Annotated in this window: 16 protein-coding genes and 4 tRNA genes; 10 read left to right on the top strand and 10 right to left on the bottom strand. The window is 65.4% G+C overall.

Annotated features, from left to right (window positions below):
- Positions 1 to 18: 18 nt before the first annotated feature.
- The 3 genes from ACZI8R_RS12345 to ACZI8R_RS12355 all read right to left on the bottom strand — a co-directional run bounded on the left by ACZI8R_RS12345 (position 19) and on the right by ACZI8R_RS12355 (position 4,403).
- Positions 19 to 2,013, bottom strand: coding sequence for an LCP family protein (locus ACZI8R_RS12345; protein WP_463379909.1), 1,995 nt, complete (start codon positions 2,011 to 2,013; stop codon positions 19 to 21).
- A 145-nt stretch (positions 2,014 to 2,158) separates the two neighbouring features.
- Positions 2,159 to 3,301, bottom strand: a complete 1,143-nt coding sequence (gene dusB, locus ACZI8R_RS12350) for a tRNA dihydrouridine synthase DusB (protein WP_463379910.1) — start codon at positions 3,299 to 3,301, stop codon at positions 2,159 to 2,161.
- Positions 3,302 to 3,446: 145 nt separating this feature from the next.
- Positions 3,447 to 4,403, bottom strand: a complete 957-nt coding sequence (locus ACZI8R_RS12355; protein ID WP_463379911.1) for an acyl-ACP desaturase — start codon at positions 4,401 to 4,403, stop codon at positions 3,447 to 3,449.
- Between the two features lie 359 nt (positions 4,404 to 4,762).
- Between ACZI8R_RS12355 and ACZI8R_RS12360 the strand changes: the two genes are divergently transcribed.
- From ACZI8R_RS12360 to ACZI8R_RS12385, 6 genes are all read left to right on the top strand, one after another.
- The gene (locus ACZI8R_RS12360; RefSeq protein ID WP_463379912.1) at positions 4,763 to 6,004 is read left to right on the top strand and encodes an MFS transporter; all 1,242 of its coding nucleotides are present in this window, start codon (positions 4,763 to 4,765) and stop codon (positions 6,002 to 6,004) included.
- 130 nt (positions 6,005 to 6,134) lie between these two features.
- Positions 6,135 to 6,707 (top strand): hypothetical protein, encoded by a 573-nt coding sequence (locus ACZI8R_RS12365; protein WP_463379913.1) that lies wholly within the window; start codon positions 6,135 to 6,137, stop codon positions 6,705 to 6,707.
- 38 nt (positions 6,708 to 6,745) lie between these two features.
- Positions 6,746 to 7,249, top strand: a complete 504-nt coding sequence (locus ACZI8R_RS12370; RefSeq protein WP_463379914.1) for an RNA polymerase sigma factor — start codon at positions 6,746 to 6,748, stop codon at positions 7,247 to 7,249.
- Positions 7,246 to 7,866, top strand: coding sequence for a methylated-DNA--[protein]-cysteine S-methyltransferase (locus ACZI8R_RS12375; protein ID WP_463379915.1), 621 nt, complete (start codon positions 7,246 to 7,248; stop codon positions 7,864 to 7,866). The genes ACZI8R_RS12370 and ACZI8R_RS12375 overlap by 4 nt, the downstream gene beginning before the upstream one ends.
- Positions 7,863 to 8,567: an alpha-ketoglutarate-dependent dioxygenase AlkB family protein gene (locus ACZI8R_RS12380; protein WP_463379916.1), complete on the top strand. Its 705-nt coding sequence runs from the start codon at positions 7,863 to 7,865 to the stop codon at positions 8,565 to 8,567. The genes ACZI8R_RS12375 and ACZI8R_RS12380 overlap by 4 nt, the downstream gene beginning before the upstream one ends.
- A complete protein-coding gene (locus tag ACZI8R_RS12385) occupies positions 8,545 to 9,135 on the top strand; it encodes a DNA-3-methyladenine glycosylase I (protein WP_463379917.1) in 591 nt (196 codons plus the stop codon). The genes ACZI8R_RS12380 and ACZI8R_RS12385 overlap by 23 nt, the downstream gene beginning before the upstream one ends.
- A 62-nt stretch (positions 9,136 to 9,197) precedes the next feature.
- On the opposite strand, the gene ACZI8R_RS12390 is transcribed toward ACZI8R_RS12385, so the two are convergent.
- A tRNA-Lys gene (locus tag ACZI8R_RS12390) sits at positions 9,198 to 9,270 on the bottom strand.
- Positions 9,271 to 9,565: 295 nt separating this feature from the next.
- On the opposite strand from ACZI8R_RS12390, the gene ACZI8R_RS12395 reads away from it, so the two are divergent.
- The 4 genes from ACZI8R_RS12395 to ACZI8R_RS12410 all read left to right on the top strand — a co-directional run bounded on the left by ACZI8R_RS12395 (position 9,566) and on the right by ACZI8R_RS12410 (position 10,705).
- Complete coding sequence (locus ACZI8R_RS12395) at positions 9,566 to 10,234, top strand: TetR family transcriptional regulator (RefSeq protein WP_463379918.1); 669 nt, start codon at positions 9,566 to 9,568, stop codon at positions 10,232 to 10,234.
- Positions 10,235 to 10,332: 98 nt separating this feature from the next.
- Positions 10,333 to 10,405, top strand: a tRNA-Glu gene (locus ACZI8R_RS12400).
- An 82-nt stretch (positions 10,406 to 10,487) separates the two neighbouring features.
- A tRNA-Asp gene (locus ACZI8R_RS12405) sits at positions 10,488 to 10,561 on the top strand.
- Between the two features lie 70 nt (positions 10,562 to 10,631).
- Positions 10,632 to 10,705 (top strand) — tRNA-Phe (locus tag ACZI8R_RS12410).
- Positions 10,706 to 10,783: 78 nt separating this feature from the next.
- Here the strand turns inward: ACZI8R_RS12410 and ACZI8R_RS12415 are convergent.
- Genes ACZI8R_RS12415 through ACZI8R_RS12440 form a run of 6 tightly spaced genes read right to left on the bottom strand, consistent with a single transcriptional unit; the run spans position 10,784 to position 19,143 of the window.
- Entirely contained in the window at positions 10,784 to 11,419 is a 636-nt protein-coding gene (locus tag ACZI8R_RS12415) for a TetR family transcriptional regulator (RefSeq protein WP_463379919.1), read from the bottom strand.
- Between the two features lie 60 nt (positions 11,420 to 11,479).
- Entirely contained in the window at positions 11,480 to 12,541 is a 1,062-nt protein-coding gene (locus ACZI8R_RS12420) for a lysylphosphatidylglycerol synthase transmembrane domain-containing protein (RefSeq protein ID WP_463379920.1), read from the bottom strand.
- A gap of 1 nt (position 12,542) precedes the next feature.
- Complete coding sequence (locus tag ACZI8R_RS12425; RefSeq protein WP_463379921.1) at positions 12,543 to 13,319, bottom strand: SDR family NAD(P)-dependent oxidoreductase; 777 nt, start codon at positions 13,317 to 13,319, stop codon at positions 12,543 to 12,545.
- Positions 13,320 to 13,346: 27 nt separating this feature from the next.
- Complete coding sequence (locus ACZI8R_RS12430) at positions 13,347 to 15,455, bottom strand: MMPL family transporter (RefSeq protein WP_463379922.1); 2,109 nt, start codon at positions 15,453 to 15,455, stop codon at positions 13,347 to 13,349.
- Entirely contained in the window at positions 15,452 to 16,159 is a 708-nt protein-coding gene (locus ACZI8R_RS12435) for a formyltransferase family protein (protein ID WP_463379923.1), read from the bottom strand. Before ACZI8R_RS12435 ends, ACZI8R_RS12430 begins: the two co-directional genes overlap by 4 nt.
- Positions 16,156 to 19,143 (bottom strand): non-ribosomal peptide synthetase, encoded by a 2,988-nt coding sequence (locus tag ACZI8R_RS12440; protein ID WP_463379924.1) that lies wholly within the window; start codon positions 19,141 to 19,143, stop codon positions 16,156 to 16,158. The genes ACZI8R_RS12435 and ACZI8R_RS12440 overlap by 4 nt, the downstream gene beginning before the upstream one ends.
- Positions 19,144 to 19,171 lie beyond the last annotated feature (28 nt).

The following is a 19,171-nucleotide window of genomic DNA, read 5'->3' on the forward strand; positions in this document are numbered from 1 at the left end:
ACCGGCCGTTCTTCCTGCTCAGTCGCAGGAAGCGTCACCGGCATTCACCACGGCGAGGTCCTCCGGGATCTCGGCGACCTCGGCCTTGCCCACCCGGTCCGGGGTCGCGTCCAGTTCGGTCCCGGGATCTGCCGGGTACGACACGGTGCCGCTGAAGTCCGCGCCGAGCACGACCTCGACGGTTCCGCCGAGTCCCTGGGCCGATTCGAGGATCGCACCGGGGATCGACGAGGCCACGGTCGCAGCTTCGGCCTCCGAACCCGGCGAGAAGCGGACGACGGAGGACGCGCTCGTCTCCGTGTAGTTGCCGACGCTGACGATCTGGTAGCCGTTCAGGCCCAGACTGTCGGCCGTGTTGGCGGCTACTCCCGACACCCCCGAAGCATTCGACACCTGAACGGACACGGTCGAGGGGTCGACGGCTGCGACGGTCTTCGGCTCCGGAGGCTTCTTTTCTGCGGGTTTGTCGTCACCGGTCGGTGTCACGGGTGCGGAACGTTCTTCACCGGGCAATGGTTCGTCGTCGATGACGGCCTGGAAGAGCGCCTTGATGTCCTCCGAGCGGGGAATCTCGTTGCCCCATTCGGTGGTCCCCGCCGTGGGCACGGTCAGGAACGTGACAGCGCCGGCATCCACGTTCTGCAGGGACCGGCCCAGCGTGAGGAGTGACTTCGTGTCGATGTTCTCCACGAACGTGTCGCGGGTGAACGCATTGATGAAGCCGTTGAGCTTGCTCGGATTGAGGAGCACCTTGTTGGACAACGCGCCTCTGAGCAGAGCGGAGAGAAAGCGCTGCTGGCGATTGATGCGACCGTAGTCGCCATTGCCCTCCGACTCGACGTGTCGGGCACGGACGTAGTTGAGGGCAGTGCGGCCGTCCAAGCGCTGGGGGCCGGTGTTCGGGAGGATCGGTCCGAGAACATAGTCCTCGAGTGGCTGGGTGTTGCAGACGTTCACGCCGCCGATCTCGTCGACCATCGCTTCGAATCCGGCGAAGTCCATGCCGACGAAGTGGCCGATCTTCAGGCCCGACACCTTCTGAATTGTCTTCACCAGGCATTTCGGCCCACCGAGTGCATAGGTCGCGTTCAGCTTGTCGCCGTCCGCCGCCGGATACGTCTCGTCGGTGTACGCGCCGGCCGCGTTGTCCCAGGCCTGGCAGACCGGCCGCTCCACATCGAGATCGCGGGGAAAGGACACCGCTACGACACGGCTGCGGTCGGCGGGAATGTTGACGAGCATGACGGTGTCGGCACGTGAACCCTCCGCATCCTCGACGGTGCCGGCGCCCAGGTCGCCACTCGCACCGGCACGGGTGTCGGTGCCCACGATGAGATAGGTCTCGTCGCCGAGCTGGCCACCCGCATCGACGATGTCGGACGACTCGGTGTCGAGCGCCGCGATCTGCTCGAACTTTCCCTCGGTGGTGCGCAGATATCCCCACACGACACCGGTTCCCAGCAGGGCCAGCACTGCGACGAACGCAACGGTGCTTCGGCCGGCGATGCGAAGACGGTGGCGGCGACGCTTTCGGTTGATGGCCAGACGAGTGAGTCCCGGGCTTCCGACCACCTGCGGAATGGCCACGGTCTCGGAGTTGTCGGCCGCCCAATCCAACTCGGCTGCCCTGTCCGACTCGGCGGGGGAGTCTGCCGGGGCTTCGGGCGCGGATGAATCGCTCGGTGGTTCGGAGTGCGGCGCAGGCTGCTGCTCGTCGACTGCAGGAATGACTTCGGTGCGGTCCTCGTCGTCCACCTTCTTGACGAGATCTGCGACGGACAGGGACTCGGTGGGGCCCTGGGGAGCGCGGCGCCCCTGTCGGCCACTGTCGCTTCTCGCAGGGCCACTGTCGCGTCTGACGGGACCACTGTCGCGATTCGCGGCGGGCTGTTCTGGAGGTTCCGGCTTCTTGGGCGGTTGCACTCGCCGTCGTCTGCCCGTGGTCTGGGCTTCGCGGTAGTTGCTGTCGGCCAAAGGGCGTTCCCACGGTGCGCGACTTTCAGGCACATTCATACCTGAATCGTGATCGTCACCCACCTGTTCAACCCGACCTCTCCGCCGACTCCGGAATCCTCCGCCACCTGACGGATTTCAGTCATAGTACTGATGGAACCTGAGTGTTCCGCACCTGATCGGGGGCGCGTCGGGTCTTTCCAGGTCAGCCGCCGGAGTGCATCAGATCTGCGCCGGCCGGGACGAGGACGTCTTCGGGGTCGTCGAGCCAGCCCTCGGGCAGGGCGACGGTTCCCGGCGATCCCTGTCGGCCGCGGGGTCCTTCCGCATCCTTCGGGAAGGGCACGGTCGGGTCGAGTTGGGCAAGGAGATCGTCCAATTCGGTGAGTTTTCCCACGAGAGCCATTGCGACCCGAATCTCCGAACCTGCGGGGAATCCGCGCAGGTACCAGGACACGTGCTTGCGGAGTTCGCGCAAGCCTTTGTCCTCGCCGTGGTGCGCAGCCAGGAGCTCGGCGTGCCTGCGGATGATGGCCGCCACTTCACCCAAGGTGGGCGGAACCGGCTGTTCCGTGCCGTTCAGGGCAGCACTGAGCTCGGCGAACAACCACGGACGCCCGAGACAACCACGACCGACGACGACGCCGTCGCAGCCCGTCTCCTTCATCATGCGAGCCGCGTCCTCGGCGGCGAAGATGTCACCGTTACCGAGGACCGGCACGTCCGTGACGTGTTCCTTCAGACGCGCGATCTCGTTCCAGTCCGCGGTACCCGAATACCGCTGTGCGGCGGTACGTGCGTGCAGCGCGACAGCGGCGGCGCCTTCTGCGGCAGCGATGCGCCCGGCATCGAGATGGGTGTGGTGCTCGGCGTCGATCCCCACCCGGAACTTGACGGTGACCGGGATGTCGGTGCCCTCCGTGGCCGCCACGGCCGCGGCGACGATCCGGCCGAAAAGGTTGCGCTTGTAAGGCAGGGCAGCGCCCCCGCCCTTGCGGGTGACCTTCGGGACCGGGCAGCCGAAGTTCATGTCGATGTGGTCGGCCATGTTCTCGTCGACGATCATCTTCGCCGCGGCATACGTCGTGTCCGGATCGACGGTGTACAGCTGCAGTGAACGGGGCGTCTCGGTCGGTCCGAACGTCGTCATGTGCAGCGTCGCGGGCTGCCGCTCGACCAGTGCCCGAGCCGTCACCATCTCGCACACGTACAGGCCGGACGTGCTGCCTGCACGTTCGATCTCCAGCTCACGGCACAACGTGCGGAAGGCGACGTTGGTGATGCCGGCCATCGGCGCGAGGACCACGGGGCTCTGCAGCTCGAGCGAGCCGATACGAAGGGGTGACATGACTACCTCTGAACAAACGATCTCGGGAACGACATCGGGGGTTTCGCGACCAGCACTCTGGTGACTATCGGAAACGCAACTGTGCCCGGCACCGAATTCGGCACCGGGCACAGGATAGCTGTTTCGGCAGGATGCCTGCCGTCCGTCAGGACGCCAGCTGCTCGCGCTTCTTGGCCTCGCGGGCCAGCATGCGGTCGCGCTGCTCCTCGAACTTGGTGGCCTGGCGCTCGAGGTCGTCGAGGAATGCGGCCAGCTTCTCGCGGGTGTTCTCGCCACGAGCGGTGAAGTCGTCACGCTCGAAGATGCGCCACTTGCGGAGCACCGGCTGGACGACCTCTTCGAGGTGCTGACGCAGGTCGTAGATGCCGTGCTTGGCCATGAGCACACCGTTGCGGCGGAAGTTCGGCATTCCGGCGCCCGGCATCTGGAAGTTGGTGACGATATCGGTCACGGCCTCGATGGTCTGGTCCGGCGCCAGGTCGATCGCAGCTCCGCACAGGTTGCGGTAGAACATCATGTGCAGGTTCTCGTCCGCGGCGATGCGCTGCAGCATCTTGTCGGCGATCGGTTCCGCGCAGGCCTTGCCGGTGTTGCGGTGGCTCACACGGGTGGCAAGTTCCTGGAAGGTCACGTAGGCGACCGAATGCAGGAGCCCGGTCTCGGCGCCGGCGGGGGAGGCGAAGCCGTTGGTCATGTGTTCCATACGGAACTGCTCGAGCTGGACGGGATCGACCGCGCGGGTGACGACCAGGTAGTCGCGCATGACGATGCCGTGACGGTTCTCTTCGGCGGTCCAACGACCGACCCAGGTGCCCCAAGCGCCGTCACGCGAGAAGTTCTCGGCGATCTCACGGTGGTACGAGGGGAGGTTGTCCTCCGTGAGGAGGTTGGTGATCATGGCAGCCTTGGCGACCTCGCCCAGCTGAGACTGCTCGGGATCCCAGTCGACGCCGCCCATGGCTGCGAAGTTCCGGCCGTCGTCCCACGGCACGTAGTCGTGGGGGTGCCATTCCTTGGCCATCTTCAGGTGGCGGTTGACGTTCTCCTCGGCAACCGGCTGCAGTTCCTGCAGCAGCTCGAGTTGGGTCAGATCCCTCGCCATGTGTTGCCTCCAAGTAGAGCGAATTCGACTTCGGCCTGCCTACGGTACCGTAGGTTCGATGATAATCGCCTGCGGCGAGCATCCCGGAGCCCTCGGGCTACCGGCGCGTAGATGGGCCTCCGGTGTCTTTCGTCGCGGTGCGACGGACCGTTACAAATTGTACCCGTGAGCCGTTCGTTCGCAGTGATGCAGCACCCCACCTTCGCTCGAAGATGATCTCGGTCACAAGTCCTGTCGATCGGCTGGGCACGAAAGTCCTGCGCAACCGCCATGTTTCGACGGCTGCGGCGATTCGTCGCAGTATCCGAGTCCTTCGGATTCGTCCGCCGACGTGGGACGGTTGTTAGCGGAGGAAAGAAATGGCCGATGGGATCGTGAGAGTTCAGTCGGAACGCTCCGGATTGTCGGATGTGCGTCCGACTCCGCATGCTCGTGGCAGCAGGGGATACCGGACGATCACCCTTGCGCTGTTCGCTGCGGGCCTCGCGACCTTCATCTCGATGTACTCCGCGCAGGCACTTCTGCCCGCCCTCTCCGAAGACTTGAACGTCTCACCCGCGACCTCGGCCCTGACGGTCTCGGTCACCACCGGACTTCTCGCCCTTGCGATCGTTCCGGCGAGCGTGCTCTCCGAACGTTACGGACGCACGCGAGTAATGGTGATCTCGGCGCTCGTCGCCTGCATCATCGGCGTACTGCTGCCGCTGAGCACCGATATCGGAGTCCTGCTCGTCGGCCGGGCGATCCAGGGTTTGGCGCTCGCCGGAGTCCCGGCAGTCGCCATGGCATACCTCGCCGAGGAAGTGCGCCGCGAAGATCTGGGCGCGGCGATGGGCCGGTACGTGGCGGGAACGACGATCGGTGGGCTCGTCGGCCGCATCGTGCCTTCGGCGGTTCTCGACGTCAGCACGTGGCGATGGGCGATGGAAGTCGCGGCGGTGGTCGCCTTGCTTTTCGCCGTGGCGATGGTGCGCACACTGCCGACGTCTCAGTTCTTCGAGCCGCAGCGCGTCCACCCGCGGGTGGTGGCAGGAAATCTGGCGCAGCATCTCCGCGAGCCCCGACTGCGTTCGCTGTTCGCCCTCGGCTTCATCCTGATGGGCGGGTTCGTCTCGGTCTACAACTTCATGGGATTCCGCCTGATCGACGATCCCTTCGACCTCCCCGAGAGCCTTGCCGGTCTGATCTTCCTGCTCTATCTGGCGGGCACGTACTCGTCGGCAGCGGCGGGCGCGTTCGCCGACAGGGTCGGCCGCCGCGCGGTTCTTCTCGGTTCGGTCCTGATCACTATCCTCGGACTCGCCTTGACCCTGCCCGACTGGTTGCCGACGGTGCTCGTGGGAATGGCGCTGTTCACCGGCGGGTTCTTCGCGGCGCATTCGGTGGCCAGCGGTTGGGTGGGCAAGGTCGCGACCGACCACCGCGCCGAAGCGTCGTCCCTCTACCTGCTCGCGTACTACCTGGGTTCGTCCTTCGCCGGAGCCGCCGCGGGCGTCGCGTACGGAATCGGAGCCTGGCCGGCGACGGTCGGTTTCGTCGGAGTGCTGATGACGGTTGCACTGTTTCTCTCCGTGCGTATGTTCCGGCGGGGAGCCGAGTAGCGAAACTCCGAGTTGGCCGAGAATGCGCACGAAGGCGTCGATTCCGAAGAACAATGGAGTCGGCCGCGTGGCCGGACCGAGGCGTCCTGCACGTGGGCACTGCGCAATCGCCGACGGACGGAGACGAGTCATGACCACCGGGAACACTGCTGGTTCCGCGACCGGGAAGACCGGAATGCCATCGTGGGCGAAGAAGGCAATCGGCATCACGATTCTCGTGGTCGTGCTGGTCATCGCCTATTTCATTCTCGCCGCCTATCTGCCGCGAGCCTGGGCCCAGAACATCGGTTCGCTTGCAGGCGGAAGCTTCGGGAAGGGCATTCTCTGGGGACTCGTGCTCGGCGTCCTGTGCTCGTTCGTGCCGCTCCTACTGTTCCAAGGTGCCTGGATGACCTTCCGGCGCCGCCGGTTCAAGCCCGTCCAGATCGGACTGGTCGTTCTCGGTGTGATCGTGATGATCCCGAATCTGCTGACCCTGAGCGTCGTCATGGGCGGCAACAACGCAGCACACGCCGGTGAAAGAATCCTCGACGTCGATGCACCCGGATTCAGAGGCGCGACGTTGACCGGTGTCGTCATCGGGGTGCTGTTGTTCTTCGTGGTCGCGGCGGTCGGGTTCAAGTACAGCCGCCGCAGCGCTGAGGTAGCGAAGATGAAGGGGGAGCTGGCCGAGCAGGAGGCGGCCGTGCACCCCGAAAAGTAGTACCTCACATTCCTCCCGGGACGAGCGTCTACAGGGTGATGAAGACGAAACCACCGTTCGACGTGATCGTCGAGAAGCACGGATCCACGGTTCTGCGTGTGTGCCGCGCGGTGCTCGGTGGTGTGGCGGACGCAGAGGACGCCTGGTCGGAGACCTTCCTGGCCGCCCTTCGCGCTTACCCCGAACTCGCAGACGACGCGAATGTGGAGGCGTGGCTCGTGACGATCGCGCACCGCAAGGCGATCGATGTCGTCCGCAGTGCGAACCGTCGGGCGGTACCCGTCGAGAGTGTCCCGGACCGGGATCCGGCGGTTCGGGGCGTCGATGCAGACGACGCCCACGAGGTGTGGAGTGCTGTGGCCGGCCTGCCGAACAAACAGCGACTGGCCGTGGCCTACCACTACTTCGGCGGAATGCCGTACCGAGAGATAGCGGACGTCGTCGGGGGCACGGCGGCCGCCGCGCGCAGAGCAGCTGCCGACGGCATCGCGTCGCTACGCATCACATTGGCCGATCCGTTGCCGGAAGGAGTGAACATATGAACGACGACGCCGAACAGATCCTCGCGAGTCGGCTGATCGAGAAGACCAGCACATCACCGGACGTTCTCGCGCAATTGCGACGCACGCTCGCTGCCGAGGCGTCGGCGGCCGGTCTCCTCGATGTCGGCTACACCACCATCGACACTCCGGTGGGCCCGTTGTTGTTGGCCTCGACGCAGCGAGGACTCGTCCGGGTCGCCTTCGCTAGAGAAGGCCACGACCACATACTGGAAGTGTTGTCGGAGAGGATAGGTTCGCGAATCCTCTGGGCGCCCGCCCGTCTCGACGCGGCAGCCCGCGAGATCGACCAGTACTTCGCGGGAAATCGAACAGAGTTCGATATGCCCCTGGACTTCTCGTTGTCGACCGGGTTCAGGCGACTCGTGCAAGAGCATCTGCCCAACATCGGATTCGGCAGCACCGAGAGCTATTCGGAGGTCGCACGCGAGGTGGGCAATCCGAAGGCGGTGCGCGCAGTCGGAACTGCCTGCGCCACGAACCCGTTGCCTGTCGTGGTGCCGTGCCACCGGGTGCTCCGGGCCGACGGCAGTCTCGGCGGCTACGCCGGTGGGCAGGAGGCGAAGGCCACCCTTCTCGCGTTGGAACGCGCGGCGTGAGCGCTCTCTTCACGGGCGAGTCGATCCCGAGACCGCGGAGAGAGCTGGCACCGGGCGCTGTGCACCTGCCCGGGCACGTGGATTCGTACCGGCAACGGTGGCTCGTCGATCGATTTCACGAGTGGCGTCAGGGCCCGGTCCCTTTGCATTCCGCGAAGGTGCGTGGACACGAGATGTCCGTGCGAACGGTGTGCCTCGGCTGGCATTGGCGGCCGTACGAGTATTCGCGGACGGCGCTCGACGTGAACGGTCGACGGGTGCTCGACTTCCCGGCGTGGATGGTGCGGCTGGGGCGCAGTGCCCTCGCTGCCGCAGCCAGTGAATACCTACCTGGCCCGGACGAGTACGAACCGGATACCGCGCTGATCAACTACTACGACGCAGACGCACGGATGGGGATGCATCAGGACCGCGACGAGCGCTCGCTTGCTCCGGTGGTATCCGTGTCCATAGGTGACACGTGCCGGTTCCGATTCGGCAACACGGAGAACCGGAATCGGCCGTACGAGGACATCGAGTTGATGTCCGGCGACGTTTTCGTGTTCGGCGGCCCGTCGCGTCTCGCCTACCACGGGGTTCCGAAAGTACTGTCGGACACGGCACCGGAAGAGTGCGGGCTCGCGACCGGAAGGATCAACATCACCATGCGCGTCACCGGATTCGAGAAGGAGACGACGAATGTCGGACCTCGTCGTCGGTGACGACGGGCTGGCAAGACCCGCATGGGCTGCCGTCGACCCGCTGTTGCGGGAGTACTACGACACCGAGTGGGGAATGCCGGTCTCCGACGAACAGGGGCTGTACGAGCGCATCTGTCTCGAGGGATTCCAAGCCGGCCTGTCGTGGGCGACCATCCTGCGCAAGCGGCCTGCCTTCCGTGCAGCTTTCGCGGATTTCGAGCCCGATGTGGTGGCGCAGTACACGGACGAGGATGTCGATCGGCTGATGACGGACGCCGCAATAGTGCGGAACGGCATGAAGATTCGGGCGACGATTGCCAACGCGGCCGCGACGGTCCGTATGCGCGACGAAGGCGGTCTCGTGGACTTCGTGTGGTCTTTTCGGCCGCAGCGGACTCCGGAACCGAAACTGATGTCGGAGGTACCGACGACATCGGCGGAGTCGGTGGCGTTGTCGAAAGCCCTCCGCAAGAAGGGGTTCGCATTCGTCGGTCCCACGACGATGTTCGCCCTGATGGAAGCCGTGGGGATCGTCGACACACATCTGCTGAGCAGCCACCGTCGTGGTAGTTCCGGTGTATGGAAGTGAGTGACCGGTCGTATTACACGAGAAAGGCGGTTGATCTCGTACGAGATCAACCGCCTTTACGGTGCCCCCAGCAGGGCTCGAACCTGCGACCTGCGGATTAAAAGTCCGTAGCTCTACCAACTGAGCTATAGGGGCGCGGTGCCAGAGTCTAGCGGTGCCGAAGTCTAATGGTGGCGATGGCCGCTGCGACACACGACCCCGACCGCCGTTGCCGCCCCGGATACGAGTTCGCTCGGGTGCGCACCCCCTGCAGCGCACCCGAGCACCCGAACTATACCACTCGGTGTGTTTTGGTTACCGTCCGGTAGCTGGGGTGATACGTCGCACAGCGCCATTGCAGCGCGGTCGTCCCGCTAAGGTTGTGTCGAGGTCCACTCTCGGCCTGTCGGGGCACAGGAGCGGTAACTTTTCGGAGAGGTGTTCAACTCGAATGGCACGTCAACAGGAGCGTGCGCGGCGCACACGTGCTGCGCTCGTCGAGTCTGCGGCGCTGGAGTTCGCGCGCCGTGGTTATTCGGCGGCATCCGTCAACACGATCCTGGAAGGCTCGCACACCACGAAGGGTGCGATGTACTTCCACTTCCAATCCAAGGAAGAGCTGGCCCGTGCGGTGTTGCAGGCCGGCGTCGATCAGTTCACGGAGCTGACGGCTCGATGGTCCGACCGCGTGGACCTGGACCCTTTTGCGGTTCTCCATGCGCTGCTGCGCGACCTGGCGCGGATGTTCGACGAGAGCGTGATCGCTCAGGCCGAGTTCCGTCTCATCATCGAGCCGGAGTTCTATTCCGAGGTGCAGTCGGGAGGGTCTCAGGTGTGGGGCCGGACCGCGTACGACTTGGCGTTGCGCGCGGCCGACTCGGGGTTGCTGAGGGAAGGCGCGGACCCGGGGCGATTCACCCGAGTCTTGGCGGCGGCGCTGGCGGGCCAGCGCTACATGACCGATCTGACCGCCCTCGACGGTGGTCTCGAGGAGCGGTTCCTCGAGGCTTTGGGCGTGGTGCTGGATGCGATGGCTGCACCCGAGTGGCTGGCGAAGTTGGAAGCGGAGGGGTGGCCCGAGGTTGTGCCGAATCCACCCCGCGAATCGGAAGAAACGTAGCGCGAACAGCGGATTTGGGATTTTCACGATCCGTGTCCTAAGCTATCCAAGCTCCCAACGGAACGCCGTTGAGGTACTGGTTCGGAGAAATCCGACGGGCCCCCTTCGTCTAGCGGCCTAGGACGCCGCCCTTTCAAGGCGGTAGCGCGGGTTCGAATCCCGTAGGGGGTACGTTTGACCGACATCAAACGTGCAGTATGGTTGCAGAGGTATCTGTAACTAGGAGTAACAGATAGTCTTGCAGAACAAGCAAGGCCCTGTGGCGCAGTTGGTTAGCGCGCCGCCCTGTCACGGCGGAGGTCGCGGGTTCGAGTCCCGTCAGGGTCGCAAGTAGCATCGGATCGGCAATGATGTCGGTCCGAAGCGCTTCGATAGGCATTCGGTTCGGGTGCCGTCCGGCCAGGTAGCTCAGTTGGTACGAGCGTCCGCCTGAAAAGCGGAAGGTCGCCGGTTCGATCCCGGCCCTGGCCACAATCTTTCAAAAGTTCCGCCCCGAGCGATCGAAATCGCTCGGGGCGGAACTTTTTCTGTTCGGCCCACCGAGTCGTGTCACCCGCCGAGGTTGCGGAAGACCAAGCTCACAGTCAGACCGAGATGGCTGATGACGTCTTCGGTGCTCTGTCGGCCGGCCACCCACGACACCAGACTCGACATCCACACATCGCCCACCACGTGGGCGGCGTTGAGCTGATCCTCGGAGGCGTTCTCCACGCCGATCGCTTTCGCGAACATGGCGTTGATCACGTCCACGAAGGCATCGAGTTCGGCTGCCGCGGAGGCGTCGGCGAACATGAAGGCTCGCACCAATGCCTCGTACCGTTTCGGATCACGTTCGAGAACTGCCGTGTTCTTGCGAAGCACGAACATGATGCGTTCGGAAGGCGTGTCGCCCGGAATGGTGGCGTGTGCGAACCGGTGCTGCATGTCGTCGAACACGACCAGCATCGCGACGACGAGGATGTGGTTCTTGGACGGGAAGTAGCGGTACACCGTGCCGAGGGCGACCTCCGCACGCTCGGCGACCGTCCGCATCTGGACGGCCTCGTAACCACCCTCCGACGCCAACTCCATCGACGCGTCGATGATCCGTTGGTACCGCTCGCGCTGTGTTGCCCGGCGTCCGCCGCTGGTGTCGCGGAGGACGGCGAGGGCGCTGCTCCGCGGTGTCGTGCGTTCGGCGGCCATCGTGTGTAGAACACCCCTTGTTCGAAAAGTAACCAGTCGTTCCTGCCGGACAGCTTAGCGTCAGCGCTTTCCCCACAGCTGTTCCATGTCCGGGCCTTCCTCGGCGTCGGTGGACCCGCGGAACCGAAAGGCGAACACGATCCAGCCGATGATCGCGACGAAGATGAAGCTCACCAACCGGTACACGACCACGGCGGAGAGGGCTTGAGCACCTGTCAGGCCGCTGGCGGTGAGCGCGGGAACCAGGACGGCGTCCATCACGCCCAGACCTGCAGGCAGCAGCGGAATAGCCGAACCGGCCGCGTTACCAGCCGCGTAGGCCACGGCGAGCCCGGCAAAGCCCGGGTGGCCACCGATCGCGTAGCAGGCGAATGCGAGACACGATGCGTCGGCGATCCAGTTGAGCAGGGACCAGCCGAAGGCGCGGCCCGTGTCCCTCCGGTCCATCCGGACCGCACCGATCTGCGCGACGATGTGTTTCCAACGGCGGACACCGGTGAGCCCGGGCTTCTTGCGGACACGATTGACCACATGAAGCGCCGTGATCCCGATGCCCTCCAACCAGTCCGGTCTGGATGCGGAATATTGCGCCAGGACGAGGAACACGAAGAGTCCACCGACGGTGAACACCAGGGAGAAGGGGTTGGTGCGCGCTCCGACCATGAGCGCCCCTGCGAGGCCCACGAGCGCCAGTCCGATCCCTTGGAGGGCGCCCGCCATCACGAGTTGCCACGTGGCAACCACCGGGCTCGCGCCCCAGATGCGGGTCTGCCGATAGGTGAACGTGGTCGCCAGAACGGGCCCGCCGGGGAGCGTGACACTCATCGAGTTGGCGGCGTAGGCGACCGAGAGTGATTGCCGCTGGCGGACATGGACGCCTGCCACACCGAGGAGACAGCGCTGCACCCGAGCGAAGCTCGACATCGAGGCCAGCGTGGCGAGGACTGCGGCCGCAACCCACAGCCATCGGATGTCGCCGAGGCTGCGGACACTCTGCGACAGATCCGGCCAGATCAGAACGACCTCGACTGTGAGGACCACGACGAGCACGCCGCCGAGCACCCACCGAAGGTAGCGGCGCTTCGGTGGCGCTGCGGGCTCGTCGCGTTCCGATTCGCTCATGTCACACCGTGAAACCACCGTCGACGTTCAACTTCTGACCGGTGACGAAGGCAGCTCGTTCACCGGCAAGGAAGCACACGGCCTCGGCGACATCCGCTGCCGTTCCGAATCGGCCGAGCGGAATGTTGCTCATGGCCGCGTCGAGTGCGCGCTGATCGAGCTCAGCTGACGAGATGAGCCGTTGCGCCATGCCGTCGGTGAGCATTCCCGGCCCCACGGCGTTGAATCGCACCCCGAATCGGCCCTCTTCTGCGGCGAATCCCCGGACCAGTTGGTCTATCGCGCCCTTGGTGCCGGGTGACAGACCGTCACGCACCGGGAAACGGTCGGTGGCGGCAGTCGTCACCGCGACAACGGATCCTGAGGCCTCGCGCAGCGCCGCCAGCGATGCCTGGACGACCGTGAAGAACGCCACCGCCTCCTGTTCGAGGTGCCGTGCGTAGTCCGCCGGGCTGATGCGAGACAGATGCTTCATAGGTACGTGCGGGCCCGCCGCGTGTACGAGTGTGGTCAGGGCGCTGAACTGTTCGATCGTCTGTCGCACCACGTTTCGAACGCGCGCCTCGTCCACGAGGTCGGTGGAGAACGAAGTGGCACGTACCCCGAGAAGTTCGAGTTCGCCGACCAGGTCCGCGGCGACGTCGGCATTGGTGCGATAGGTGATCGCGACGTCGTATCCGAGGTGTGCCAGTTGTCGTGCGATCGCCGACCCGATGCCGCCCGTTCCGCCGGTGACGAGGGCTGCGTGGTGGGTATCGGGCGCCGCGGCGTGTGACATCACAACTCCAAGCGTGTCGGGTCAGCCCTAACCTAACAACTGCTTGGTGTTCTTGCCCGGCGTTCGCGGCCACCAATTGGCAGGGCCCATGAGCTTCACCAGCGCCGGCACGAGCAACATCCGCACCAGCGTGGCATCGATCAGAAGTGCTGTGATCATCCCGATCCCGATGAATCGCATGGGGGTCAGCTCCGACAGCGTGAAGGCCCCGGTCACCAGGATCAGCAATGTCGCTGCGGCCGTGACGACCCGACCGGTGCGGGTGGCGCCGGTCATGACGGCTTCCGCGGTATCGGCCCCCTCGGCTCTGGCTTCGACCATTCGCGAGAGCAGGAACACCTCGTAGTCGGTCGAGAGCCCGAACACGACCGAGATCACCAGCACGACCATCCCGGCTGCCAAGGGCCCGGGCGTGATCCCGAGCTGCTGTGCCAGGAAACCGTTGTGGAAGATCAGGGTCAGCACGCCGAAGGTGGCGGCGAGGCTGAGAAACGCCATGACGACGGCCTTGATCGGCAGCACGAGAGATCCGAACGCCACGAACATGAGAATCAAGGTGGCGGCGGCCATCACGGCGAGCATCAGTGGCATCGACCGGACGATCGTGTCGACTCCGTCGGAGGTCGACGCGGTGGTGCCGCCCAGTTGCCACTCGGTCCCGGGGTGGTCGATGGCGCGGATGTCGTCGACCACCCGCATCGCGTCCTGTGACCGATCCGGGGCGGACATCTGAACTCGCAGCCCGACGAACTCGTCCGTTGCCGCGCCGAGCGGAGCGACGCCGGTGACGTCCTCGACTGCTTTCAGCTCGCGCACAGCATCGTTCACCGCTGCATTGCCGGGAGCTCCGCCGGCGGCGTCCTTCACGACCACCAGGACACCACTGTTCGCGGCGGGAAACTCGTCGGCCAGACGCTCCGCAGTTGCGCGAGCCTTGCTGTCCGCAGGCAGGGCGGTGTGGTCGATGTCCCCGAGCTTGATGGCCGTCAACGGCGCCGCAAGCAGCAGGAGAAGTGCTCCGATCACGACCGCGACCATCCCGGGTCGGCGCAGTACCGCTGCGGTCGTCGCGCCCCAGAAGCGTCGTGCCCGCGCCTCTCCGCGCTCGAATGCATCGGCCCGCCAGGTCCACTTGCCGATACGAGTACCCAGGAGGGCGAGGGCAGCAGGTAGCACGGTCAACGACATGAGGGCGGCCATCGCGACCGCCGACATCGCACCGAAGCCGAGCGACTTCAGCATGGGCTGGGGGAACACCAGAGTGCCGGCGAACGCACACACCAGCAGCAGCGCGGAGAAACCGATGGTGCGGCCTGCAGTGGCCATCGTGCGAATCAGCGCGTCCTCAGCGGTCCGCCCGCCGGTGATCTCCTCGCGGAACCGGCTGACGACGAAGAGCCCGTAGTCGATCGCGAGGCCCAGCGCCAGGAGTGATGCCACATTGACCGCGAACACGTTGACCTCGAACCACTCCGAGATCACCCGCAGTGAAGCCAGCGAGCCGAGCACTGCCAGCACGCCCACGGCGACCGGCAGCGAAGCGGCAACGATGCCACCGAACACCAGGACAAGCACGATGAGGGTGATGGGAAGTGACAGCGATTCGGCGAAGATCAGATCCTTCTCCGACTGCGAATTGATGTCGTCGGCCAGAGCACTGAACCCGGTCAGTTCGGTGTCGACACCGGCGACCTTCAAGTCTTCGCCGACCTTCTCGAATCCGCGCAGACGCTGATTCTCGTCACCGTCGAGGTACACGAGTGCCAGAGCTTGCCTTCCGTCCGCGGTGGCGAGCTGACTCTTGGCTGTCGGCGAGTTCCAGTAACTGACCACCGGTTCGGCCAGCAGGTCGGAATCGAGGCCATCGAGCCGATTCTGGACGTCGGGACCGATATCTTCGAGGGTTTTGCCTTCGGGCGCCGTATAGAGCGCGACCACGTCCGGCGTCTGTCGCCCGTAGTGCTCCTCGATCAGCTTCTCGGTGGCCACAGCTTCGCTGCCGGGGTCGGCGTACCCACCCGCGCTGAGTCGGTCCATGACGGTGGCGCCGAAGGCGCCGGACAGCAGCACGATCACGACGGCAGTCAACAGAACGGCCAGCCGGTGTCGGAGAACGAAACGGCCCCACGTCGTCACGATCGCACCTGCTGCTCGTCCGTCGCGGCGGGCTCGGCCAGGCCGGCGATCTCCGGATAGACGGGAGAGAACACCCCGAGAGCGGTCGCACGCTCGAAGTTCGGATTCTCGCGGTGTGTTTCGAGGGTCCGGACGCGATCGAGTCCGTAGTACCCGGAGGCACCTTCCGTCCTCGTCGGCAACTGCAGATTCCCCGCGACGACAGCATCGAGGTTGCGCTCGAACAGGGTGTGGCACGACTTGATTCCGGACATCATCACTTCCTGGAATCGGTCGGCGGGGTCGACCTCGAAACGCTCCACGTCCACTACTCGCCCCGTGTCGATACCGGCGTCGACCTCGTGCAGGGTTGCGCCATAGAATGTTTCGCCTGCGAGAAGCGCGTAGATGATCGCGATCTCCGGCCGTCCACGAAACGCCGGGAGCAGCCCGTTGTGAATGTTGTAGATCCGGAGGTCGGAATCGACGAGTGGCGGCTTCAGGATCGTCGAATTGTTGACGGACCACACGACGTTGTCGGTGCAGGCCGCGCGGATCGTGTCGTACTCGCCGTTGACGTCGTCGGAGGCAAGTACCCGAAAGGGGTGGGGGCCGCCCGGAATCTGCTCACCGGCGGGAACGCAGACCAGATCGACGGTGTGCTCGCGTTGCAGCGCCACCCGTACGGCACGCCACAGCAGAGAACCGCTGCCGACGAATATCATTCGCGTGCACCGGTTTGCGCACTCACGGCAGCATCGTGAACTCGTGCCAACGTCATATGGTGAATCAACCCTTCCAGCTGGGCCACGAATCGTGCCTCACCTTCGCGGCCGACGATCTCGCGGGACACTCGAGCCAGCATCTCCACGGAGGCGAGCGAGTCGCCACCGAGCGCGAAGAAGTCCGACGCCGGCTCGAGCGAGGACGCGTCGACGGGCAGTGCCTTCGACCAGATCTGCGCAACGGCCTCGAACGTCGGCGAGTTCGCTTCTCGTGCAGGCGCAGGGGAGGGCTCTGCGGTGTGAGCATCTTCGAGCGACGAGACGTCGAGTTTGCCGTTCGACGTGAGCGGAAGGACGTCGACGAACGACAGCGTCGCCGGAATCATGTAGGCGGGTAGACGGGCCGCGAGATGGCCGCGAACCGTCTCTTCGGGTCGTTCGCCGAGGGGGCCGTCGGCGACGACGTACGCCGCGAGAACGTTTCCGCCCTCGGGCCGACGCACGGCGGCGACCGCAGCGTGCTCCACACCGGCCAACTCCTCGATGGCTGCCCGTACCTCACCTGGCTCGACTCGGTTGCCGCGAATCTTCACCTGGTGGTCGACGCGACCGACGAATTCGAGCTCACCGTCGGGGAGTCGACGCGCCAGATCACCGGTTCGATAGAACCGTTCTCCGACGGCAGGCGCCACGAAGCGTTCTGCGGTCAAGTCCGGTCGGTTCAGGTAGCCCCGAGCAACCTGAGGCCCGCCGAAGAGAAGCTCGCCGACCTGACCATCGGCGACGGGTTGCCCGGACTGGTCGTGAATTCTCACGGGGGTGCCGATGGCCGGGTGGCCGATCGGTACCGACATCGCTTCGCTGTCCACTTCTTCGCCGATGACATGGGTGGTGCAGACGATGCTGACCTCGGTGGGCCCGTAGCTGTTGAGCAGTCTCGTCGTGGGGCCGAAGAAGCTGCGCGCGCGTGCGGCCAGGTCGGGAACGAGCAGTTCGCCGCCGATGATCACGGTCCGGGGCGCGGGCACGTCGATGTCGAGTCGCACGATCACTTCGAGGAGACTCGGGGTGAGCAGGAACGTGTTGGCACCCGAATCGCACAGCATCTCGCGCAGTGACACATGCGAGACGTCACCGGGAACGAGGACGATCGTGCCGCCGCTGAGCAGCGGACTCAGGAACGCCGCGCACGCCATGTCGGCGGCAGGCGTGTGATAGTGCGCGAACCGGGTCTCGGGGCCGAGGCCGAACCAGTCGGCCGCGGAGACGACGTAGTTCACCACGCCGGCGTGGGTGACGACGACGCCCTTGGGACGTCCGGTCGAACCCGATGTGTAGGTGACGAATGCGGCGTCGGACGGCGCTACTTCGTACTCGCCGCTGGGCGCAGCGGGGGCGATGTCGTCGAGGTCGAGGGAGAGGATGTTGGGCACGTCAGCGTAGGCGGTCTCGACCAACGCGAGCGCAGCGCCGGAGTCCTGCAACGTCTCTCGAAGACGTGCACGCGGGTGTTTCGGATCGAGAGGTAGGAAGGCGGCACCGACACGCATCACTCCGAGCTGACCGGCGATACCTGCGAACGTGCGGCCGGCGATCACGGCCACGATCGAGCCGCCGCCGATGCCCCGTGCGGTCAGCTGCGCGGCCACGCCCGCGGCGCGTGAGTCGAGTTCGGCATACGTGAAGTTGCCCTCGGGAGAACTCACGGCGAGAGCATCCGGGTCCTCGGCGAGCCTCGCGGCGAAGAGGCCGACGGCTGTGCCGTCGCCCCGATCGATCGCCTCGCGCGAAAGCTCGGGTTCGGTCGACTCGGTCTCGAGGGCCGCAACGACCTGATCGAGGAGTCCATCGAGTCGCGACTCGATGCCGAGCCCTGTCCGGCAGGACACGGTGACCTCTGTTCGGCCACCGGCCTCCAGGACGACGAACGACAGCGGAACCATTCCGGTGTGGACCGGAAGGGCGCGGACGTTCTCCGGAGTGAATCCAGGAGCGGCGAAGTCGTCGAGATCGATCGTGCCGGCGTGCGAGACGATGGCCGACACGAGGTTCAGATCACGCCGGGCGCCGAGCGAATGGACGCCGCGCAGCACTCCCCGGGTGACTGCCGGTGGGAATTTCCCGAGTCCGCCGTTGTCCATCTCGTTCAGTTCACGCTTCTCCACGAGTCCCATCAGGATCTGGGCGTTGACCTGGGACCAGTCCTGCCCGGGGCGCACCGTCGGAAAGAGTGGCAGAGCGAGGTTCGCGGTAGAACGGACCTCCGGGTCGTGGCGGCGCAGGTCCACTGGCACCATCAGTCGTACCGGGGCTCCGGCTGCGTCCGCGAGGACCGCTCCGATTCTGGCAACGGCCGCTCCCGGGATCGCCTGCACGGTGCGGTGCCGCCACCCGAACTTCGCCTCGCCCCGGATCGGCGCTCCGCCGCCGATCGGGGAGGGGAAGGTCGGCATGAGTCGCGTGGGTTTGCCCGGTCGCCCGAGACGCTCGACGAGATCGTGATCCGTGGTCGGGTCGGGTGCGCCCACCGGCTCTTCACCGCGCAGGGCGCGGAAGACGTCGGAGGCCCACATGGTCAGACCCTTGGCATCCATCACGCCGTGGAATGCGCGAAACACCACGGCGCCACGCTTGCCGCGGACCAGAACCACCTCGGTGGTGGCGTCGGCTCGCGCTCCGAGCGGACGACCGAAGAGGTCGTTCGAATCGAGGTCGTCCAGATCGAGATCGGCGCCGTTGGTCACCTCGATGTGTGGGACGCGCCCGGTGTCGATCCAGTTGTTGCCGGAGCGGACGAGCCGCGCGCCGGGACAGGCAGCAGAAGCCCGCGTGAGGGCCGCGGTGAGTGCCTCGAGCCCGACGCAGCCGGCACCTTCGACGATCAACTGGATCGCGAACGGAGCCGCCAATTGCCGACCCGACAGGTACAGACGCTCGGTCGGAGAGATCGGTCTGCGGAATCCGGATGTGGTGGATGTCGTCATGGTTACCTCGGGGGAAGGGATTGTTGCA

The organism is Rhodococcus huquni (assembly GCF_055231055.1).